Source organism: Phormidium pseudopriestleyi FRX01, from assembly GCF_017313335.1.
In the GTDB taxonomy this organism is placed as follows: domain Bacteria; phylum Cyanobacteriota; class Cyanobacteriia; order Cyanobacteriales; family Laspinemataceae; genus Laspinema; species Laspinema pseudopriestleyi.
This window is the reverse complement of sequence record NZ_JAFLQW010000334.1, coordinates 1-7995: the sequence shown is the minus strand read 5'-3', so window position 1 is coordinate 7995 and position 7995 is coordinate 1. Positions and strand designations below refer to the sequence as shown.

7 protein-coding genes are annotated in these 7995 nt (G+C 49.3%); 5 read left to right on the top strand and 2 right to left on the bottom strand.

What is annotated here, in order from left to right:
* From J0895_RS12650 to J0895_RS12630, 5 genes are all read left to right on the top strand, one after another.
* A partial coding sequence (locus tag J0895_RS12650) for a hypothetical protein (RefSeq protein ID WP_207088451.1) occupies nt 1-217 on the top strand: 217 nt, incomplete at its 5' end.
* Between the two features lie 216 nt (nt 218-433).
* Nucleotides 434-2353, top strand: coding sequence for a GTPase family protein (locus J0895_RS12645; RefSeq protein ID WP_207088450.1), 1920 nt, complete (start codon nt 434-436; stop codon nt 2351-2353).
* 503 nt (nt 2354-2856) lie between these two features.
* On the top strand, nt 2857-3180 hold the full coding sequence (locus J0895_RS12640) for a hypothetical protein (protein ID WP_207088449.1): 324 nt from the start codon (nt 2857-2859) through the stop codon (nt 3178-3180).
* Between the two features lie 95 nt (nt 3181-3275).
* Nucleotides 3276-5366 (top strand): pentapeptide repeat-containing protein, encoded by a 2091-nt coding sequence (locus tag J0895_RS12635; RefSeq protein WP_207088448.1) that lies wholly within the window; start codon nt 3276-3278, stop codon nt 5364-5366.
* A 252-nt stretch (nt 5367-5618) separates the two neighbouring features.
* Nucleotides 5619-6137, top strand: a complete 519-nt coding sequence (locus tag J0895_RS12630; RefSeq protein WP_207088447.1) for a hypothetical protein — start codon at nt 5619-5621, stop codon at nt 6135-6137.
* A gap of 71 nt (nt 6138-6208) precedes the next feature.
* Here J0895_RS12630 and lepB read toward each other — a convergent pair whose 3' ends face one another.
* Nucleotides 6209-7681, bottom strand: coding sequence for a signal peptidase I (gene lepB / locus J0895_RS26755; RefSeq protein WP_207088446.1), 1473 nt, complete (start codon nt 7679-7681; stop codon nt 6209-6211).
* A gap of 4 nt (nt 7682-7685) precedes the next feature.
* A complete protein-coding gene (locus J0895_RS26395) occupies nt 7686-7817 on the bottom strand; it encodes a hypothetical protein (protein ID WP_277989831.1) in 132 nt (43 codons plus the stop codon).
* Nucleotides 7818-7995 lie beyond the last annotated feature (178 nt).

The window sequence follows — 7995 nt, the reverse complement described above, 5'->3', positions numbered from 1 at the left end:
GAGGGCATTTGATTTACGTCGCTCTCGTTATGCGGGTCTAGCCCTCACCCATTTACAGCATATAGCAATAGCTACAGCTATGAATGTAAGTCGTTTGTTTGAGTGGTGGACAAAGCCTTATAGGGCCATCCGTCCTCCCAGTGCTTTTGCTGTTCTTAAAGCTCAATATCCTGTCTCCACTCTTTCTTATTCTAGTCCTAGGTTGCTTGGGGGGTAGCACCCCCCATGTGATTAGCCAACAGAATCCTAAAGGCTGCGGGTTTTTATAGACCTTTGAAAACTGGATTCCGTGTAAGTCCTCTTGCCCTATGAGATTTAGTCTAAAATTGTGGGGAGGACCGGATGCACCGATGATGTCAACCCAGACGAATTTAGGCGCTGTTCACTCCATATCCATTTAGAAAACCCAATTTATTTCAGGAGGCATAGATAAATGGTTAGATTAAAAACTTGGCAATGGGTGATTTTAGCCCTGCCGATCGCCGCTATAGTCAGCTTTTTACTCATAGCAGCCGGAACCCAAATTCATGAATGGAATTTGAACTGGATTTGGGCAATATTTACCCTCGTTTTAGTGGGGTGGCGGTGGCTGTTAGTGCAGTGGACTCAACCGATGATGGCGGAAATGGAAGCAGCGATCGCCCAGGTGAATCAGGACATCGAAGAGTCTAAACAACAAAACACCGGACCCACTGCCGATCAAGCCACTCAAAAAGCTGAAATCGCCTTACAAAAGATATTAGAAACCTCTCGGACTGACCCGCCGATTTGGGAGGATTTACAAACCTTTGGGAACCGATGTCAGGAAGTCGTAACCGCGATCGCCTTAATTTATAATCCCGAAGTCAAATATCCCCTGCTGAACATTTACATTCCCCAAGCTTATGGACTGATTCGAGGCACCGTTGATGATATGGACCGCTGGATGCAACAACTCTCACCAGCCCTCAATCAAGTCACCGTAGGACAAGCCTTTCAAGCATATCAAATGTATCAAAAATTGGAACCTTCCGCACGCAAACTGTTTCAAGTTTGGAACTGGGTACAATGGTTTGTGAATCCCGCTGCAGCAGCGGCACGAGTGGCCTCTCAGGGTTCTAGTAATCGGGCCACTCAAGAATTGTTAGTGAATTTGGGACAACTGTTGCGAGAAGCAGCATTACGGAATTTGAGTCGGCAAGCGGCTACTTTGTATGGGAAGCGGACATTACCCGAGACTGCCTCACAGATATCTACTCCTGCTTTACCCAAGGCAAAAACCCAAACTCTGCGAGAGATTATCTCCCAGGCAGAACCTGTGGAAAATGTCGCACAAAAACCCGTTAATATTTTGTTAGTGGGGCGGACTGGGGCGGGAAAAAGTAGTCTGATTAATACATTGTTTGACAGCGATCGCGCCGAGGTGGATTTGTTGCCGAGTACGGATTTAATATCTAACTATCATTGGCAGAGTGAGGGCGGGGAAACCCTGATTTTATGGGATACTCCGGGATATGAACAAGCAAAACGTGCCGATTTGCGAGAGATGGTGCTCGACTATGGCACAACTGCGGATTTGTTATTGTTGGTGACCCCCGCTTTAGATCCGGCCCTACAAATGGATGTGGATTTTCTCAAAGAAATTAAGGACCAAGTGTCAGATTTACCAGCGATCGCCATTGTGACTCAAGTCGATCGCTTGCGTCCGATTCGGGAGTGGAATCCTCCTTATGATTGGGTTTGGGGGGATAAACCCAAAGAAAAATCGATTCGGGAAGCAACCCAATATCGCACCGAACAATTGGGGGAATATTGCGATCGCATTTTACCAATTGTGACCCAGGACTCACAACAAGGGCGATCGCCGTGGAATGCAGATACCCTGGCGGTAGCACTAATTGAGGCGATCGACCCCGCGAAACAACAGCGCCTAGCCCGATTTTTGCGCGATCGCGAATCCCGGATTGTTGCTTCAGCTAAAATTATTGACCGCTATACATTCCAGATGGCAACCACCCAAGGATTGACCTCGTTACTCAAGAGTCCCGTACTCCAGTTCATTTCCACCCTTTCCACCGGGTCCCCGACCCTTGCTTATGCCTTGGCGGAACAAATTCCGGTAGAACAGTTACCCGTAGTGATTGGTAAACTGCAAATGGGCTATGACTTATTTAATTTGTTTAATACCGACGCCAAACCCTTTCAGTTTGATTTACTGTCCCTGTGGCCCTTGCTGCGGGATAATCGGGGAACCAGCGATCGCAATGCCTGGGCCTTTGGTCATGCCTTAGTCGAATATTGGACGCAAAAATTAACCTTAGAACAACTGCGATCGCGCTTTGAGTCTTATATAGAGCAAAAACCGACATCTTGAAGAGTGCGGGGTTTTACTCTAGCCCTGTCAACGGGGTTGGATGAAAATGACTCCTTTAGGGGTTGCCCTGAATTTGTGGTAAATTTAATGACAAAAAATCGTTATTTCATGTAGGGGCGCAATGCGCCCCTACTCACGCACATGAGAACGGCTATAGTTGATCGGCTAATTGGGCGAATTGACCGCAATAAAAAACCCCCAAATTTTTGGGGGTTCGCCATGCACATTTCTCAATCTCTTTTAATCCTACTGTTAACCCTGGGGAAAAAAATCAGCCAAAGTGCGGATTTATAGCGGTTAAATTACCTATTTTTTGCCCAAACTCCTCCTAAATGTCTTCATCATGAGGGTTGGCAAAACCCATAAATTGCCTTCAATTTTCCCGAGTCAGCCCGTTAAAACAGACTGTTCAGACCTGGGTTCGCTACAATCACAGGAACAGCTTCCCCAGTCTAATGGGGGACTGGAGTCAAATAAAATCCTCCTCGAATCATTGAAAGCTCATGAATCCTCAAGAACGCCATAAATTAGAGCGCCAACTGCAAGAGTTAGAGGCGCAAATCGACCAACCGCAACCCTTGCCGAGTTCTACGCCTTCCTCCCCTTCCTTAAAATCGGTCTACCAACAGTTAACCCTGTGGTATCAAGAACTGCCCGATGGGGGAAAATTGGTGGCGATCGCCGTGGGGGGAGTCTTTGCCTTATCTGCAGTGAGTACCGTCTTAAATTTAGTTCGGTTAGCCTTTACCTTGGCCGCAGTAGGGGTGTTAGGGTTTGTGGGATATAAATTATTTTTAGCGTCCAAATCCTCCAACCCAAATCAATAAGAGTGACTGGGAAATCTAAAGGCCCAAAGCGGACTTTCCCCAAGGTCCAATCGACTAAAAGAACCAAACCCCGCAGTTCGGGGAAAGTCCACCCCGTGACCGTATTTCCCCGACGGTTGGCCGCGAGTACAGTAGAACTGGCGCTGATTGCCGTTAGCGCCTTAGTTCCCCTGTCTCTGGGATGGCACGCCACGCGGTATCTGAATGTGCAACCTGTCCCCCTGAATCCGGTTCTGGCGAGTCTGGAAGGTGCGATCGCCCGGACCCTGGCGCTGCCTCCGACTTGTAACAATCCCCGAGGACTCAACTGCACCCGTCTGGTCCCTCCCCTCGTCAATTTCCTTTGGACAATTGGCCCGATCGCCGCCTTGAGCGTCAGTATTTGGCAGTTATATCTACTCGGACTCACGGGTCAGACTTTACCGAAGCGCTGGTTGCGCCTCCAGGTGGTGACGGATGCGGGAAAAGTGCCTGGTTTTGGGCGTGCACTGTTGCGAGAGGCAGTAGGCCGCTGGGGAGTGACCCTCACCAGCGCCTATGTAATCTGGCTAATTACAGGCGCGGTACCGGACTTAGTAATTTTGGGAGTAACAACGGCCTTGATGGTGGCCTTTGATGGACTCTGGAGTTACTTTGATCCCAAGTGCCGCACCCTGCACGATCGCCTCGCCGGAACGTGGGTCCGCAGTAGCCGACACAGCGTTTCGGGACCTAGTAGAAACATGAACAGCAGCAACTCAAAACAGGTGGGAATTCAATTAGAGGCACAAGGTGTCATTGAACCGAGGCCGGAATCAAAACCCTTGCTAGATCAGTGGTGGAATGGGATGCGCCTTCAAAGTAGCGGGAAAAAGGCCCTGGCATTGGCTATGGGTCTGGCTGCAATTTTGGGAACCTTTGTCACGACTCAACTTTATATTCAATCTCAAGAAAATGCCCGGACTCAGGCGGCGCGGGATCAGGAAAAGTTTCTCACTTGGGTCCGTCAATTTGCATCGGATGAGCGTCAAGGTGCGATTCTCGGATTAGCCAGTTTAGATAATCCCGAGGCCCAGTACCAAATTTTAGCGGATATGCTGGCCTTGGAAACTGACGCGGCTCAACTGGATGTCCTCCAGCAAGCTTTAGTCAGCAGTGGAGCGCGATCGCTCCCCTATTTGCAAAAATTAAATCAATCCACCCGCACAGACCTGGATTCCCTGCGTTACAGCACCAATGAGGAGCAGTTGGAAGTGGTGCAACTGCGACTCCAAGCCACCCAACGGGCGATCGCCAAACTCCTCCAACTTTATAGCACTGAGTTCGATACCCTGGAACTCAGCCGCACTCATTTGGGCCAAATCACCACGTTCGCGGCCCCCTTCACCTTGGTGTTAGAAAAAACTGACTTATCCGGGATTCGATTTCGGGGTGCTATTTTAACCCATGCCAGTTTTAAAAGCAGTCAATTTTCCAGTCCCGGAGGCGATCGCCGTTTCGGAACTGTGGATGACCAAAAAGCCGACTTTACCGCCAGCATCCTCACCGATGCCGACTTTACTGGGGCATTTCTCAGTCATGTTATCTTCGCCTATAGCAACCTCAGTCGGGCCAAACTGGACCGGGCGAACCTCTCCAATGCTCAAATGACCGGTGCCAACCTCAGCAGTACCCAGGCGATCGGAGCAGATTTCCGATTCGCGGACCTCACTAATGCCTCTGTGGTGGGTGCTCAGTTAGGGGAAGCCAACTTAACCGGAATTCTGGCTACGGGTGCAAGGTTCCCCCGGGTGGTGGCAACGGGCGCAACCCTGGCAAAAGCGAACCTAACGCGATCGGACTGGCAGGGGGCGGATTTGAGTCGGGCTAATTTCACCCAGTCTAATCTCCAAAATGCTAACTTGAGCGGGACGAAATTGGCCGGTGCAAATTTGAGTTTTGCTCAGTTACAAAATGTCAACTTCCAGCAAAGCGATCTCACCTCGGTGAATTTTCAAGGGGCGAATGTGGAAGGGGCGGATTTCCAAGGGGCCGTGTTTTTCAAACCGCAAACTCAAAGAGGCGATCGCCTGATCCAATCCCCCGAACCCTCCACCTCCGGATTTTTGCGGGGGGTTGATTTTACCCAAGCGCGAAATTTAGATGATAAACAAATTGTTTATATCTGCGCCCAAGGGGGGATTTATCCCCTCTGTTCCCAACCTTAAGGGGTTGATTATCCCTAGGGCCTTGGGTGAGGATTCCATCCACCTGAAACCCGGTTTGGGGTTGAAATACCCAAATTTTGACATTAGGGTTAACTGGAGTTAACCCTTCATTCAAACCCTTGACTCCTCTGGGTTGTGCCATTCCCAATGGGATAGGGAAACAGACTGGGTGATGGTCCGGCGATTCAACTTAAGCTAGAATCGACGGAACATTGGAAGTATTTATTTGTAGTGGGATAGAGGAGTAAGGAAATGGAACGTCTGAAAAAATTTGGATCAACTTTGGGTGCGCTCATGTTAGGGACAGTGGCGATCGCCAGCAGTTTAGCCCTATCTAGTAAACCGGCATCGGCGCAAGCGGCTTATGGGAGTTATATTGGGATTGGTGGATCCGCTGGACTTACGGAACTAGAGGGCGATCGGCAAAACTCTTTCTTACTGGCAGCACGCTATAAACTGCTCCCGGTGCCGATTTCATTACGCGCCCAAGCATTTTTTAGCGGCGATGGCACGGCAGTGGTTCCAACCATTTCCTACGACTATCCCCTCACCTGGCAAACGGATATTTACTTGGGTGCAGGTGCGGCCCTCACTACTGGAGATACACCCGTGGGCCAAAAAGTTAGCTTTGCCATTCAACCCGGGGTAGATTTTGCCGTTCCCAATACCCGATTCATCATCTTTGGGAATGCGGTGATTGCCCTGGATGCTTATGACGATGAAAGCAAACCTGCTGTCTCGTTGCAAGGCGGCGTCGGTTTACGATTTTAAGACAGGGAGATCCGGTATAGTCTAAAGAGACGTGCTCGGCACGTCTCTTTTGGCGATCGCCATCCCAGGATTTACCGCAAAGGTCCGATCCGTTCTGGGGGCCAGTAGATTTTATACGCCTTCCCGATAATGTGATTTCTCGGGACATATCCCCAAACGTGAGAATCAAAGCTATCGTTGCGATTATCGCCTAACACAAAATAACTGTCTGCCGGGACTATCTGGGGGTCTAAATTATACTGAGCAGGGCCAGCAACATAGTCCTCGGAAAGCGGCTCATTATTGATATAAATAATCCCATCCTTGAGTCGGAGTACATCTAAGGGCATCCCGATGGTGCGTTTGATAAATAAATCTCCAGCATTCGGGTCAAGAGTTTTCGCAAATTCCGGAAGACGGAAGACAATCAAATCCCCCTTTTGCGGAGGACGCCCCCGAGCTTTTAGAGCGATGATTTGGTCTCCCGAACGGAGAGTGGGAACCATCGAATCACTAGGAATCGTAAACCGTTGGACAAAATCATGTTCCACCCAAGCGGGAATAAAAATCCCTGAGAGTTTGAAGGCGATAATCAAAATCACAATCATTACAATCGGGTCCTGGGAATGGAGGGCCGATCGCGGACAGGAAAAATAAGCATGGTAACAGGCGATCGCATACAGTAAAGGCGGAACCAGCAACCATCCCGGATGTAATCGGGCAATATTAGAAGCAAAAACTAGGCTAATCATCAAGACTGCGCCTAGGCCGAAATTTTTTAAATAGAAATGGCCCAGTCCCGGTAACAGTTGCGATAAAAACACTGCAACCCAAGGATTATTTTTATTTCTTTTATTTTTAAGAACCCGTTCCAACCGCAAGAAAGATAGGGTTTTAAAACATCGATGAGCATCAATAATATTGACCAAATAAATGCCAAGAATGGGCAAAACTAATCCCAAACTGGTTAGAGTATTTCCTTCGGGACTAAAGAACGAAACGACTGCCACGGTAATTAAGACCGCTTCAATTAAAATAATTCCCAACCCTCGGAAAAATTTTCCCCCATAAATCTGTCCGAGACCCGGAAACAGGACGGATAAATTAACCGCTAACCAGGGGTCTTTTTGCAGCTTGGTCTTGGGCGATCGCCTCTTTTTCGCTCCCGTTGAGGCGGAACGACGATTGAGGGTCGTCGGTGCGGACAATGTACCGTTGGGGTGAGAATTGCGCCTTCTGCGCCGTCGGGTGGCACCGTTCCGCACATGAGATCCATTCCCGAGGGCAAATTCTTCATTCCAGATCACTGAGCGATCGCGATTTTTGCCCAAAATCCGGACCCGGGCGACTGCCGGAATTCTCAACTTGATCAGCAGTTCCCGAATCGCAGAAACGCACCATTGCCGATGTTTGGGAGTCGGCGCATGAACACTCACCGACAGTAAACCCTGATGCAGGCGCACCTGAACTCTCATCCCGTGGGGAGTTAAACAGTCATCAATCAAGGTGGCGATCGCCCGCAGATCACCTTGTTTCGCTTGTGCTTCTAGCTTTGCCGGTGTCACGACCCTATTCCCCAAAATCCGGTACACCACAAATCACCGCCAAGCTAAACCCTCGCCAAGTTGAGAGTCTATTGCCCTTGGATATCGCCCTGAGTTGGGCGATTGTTAACCCTTCACCCTGAGTCGTAGATTGCATCTGTCTTGTGTCCTTCACGCGCATCTTTTTAAGTTTAACGTCGCCGATGAACAAGGGTAGCATTCGCCTGATCCACTGGCACCACCAACATTTCGCTAATATTCACATGGAGGGGTCGAGTCACGCAAAACAGCACTAAATCTGCAATATCTTCCCCAGTGAGGGGAGTTAAATCCTG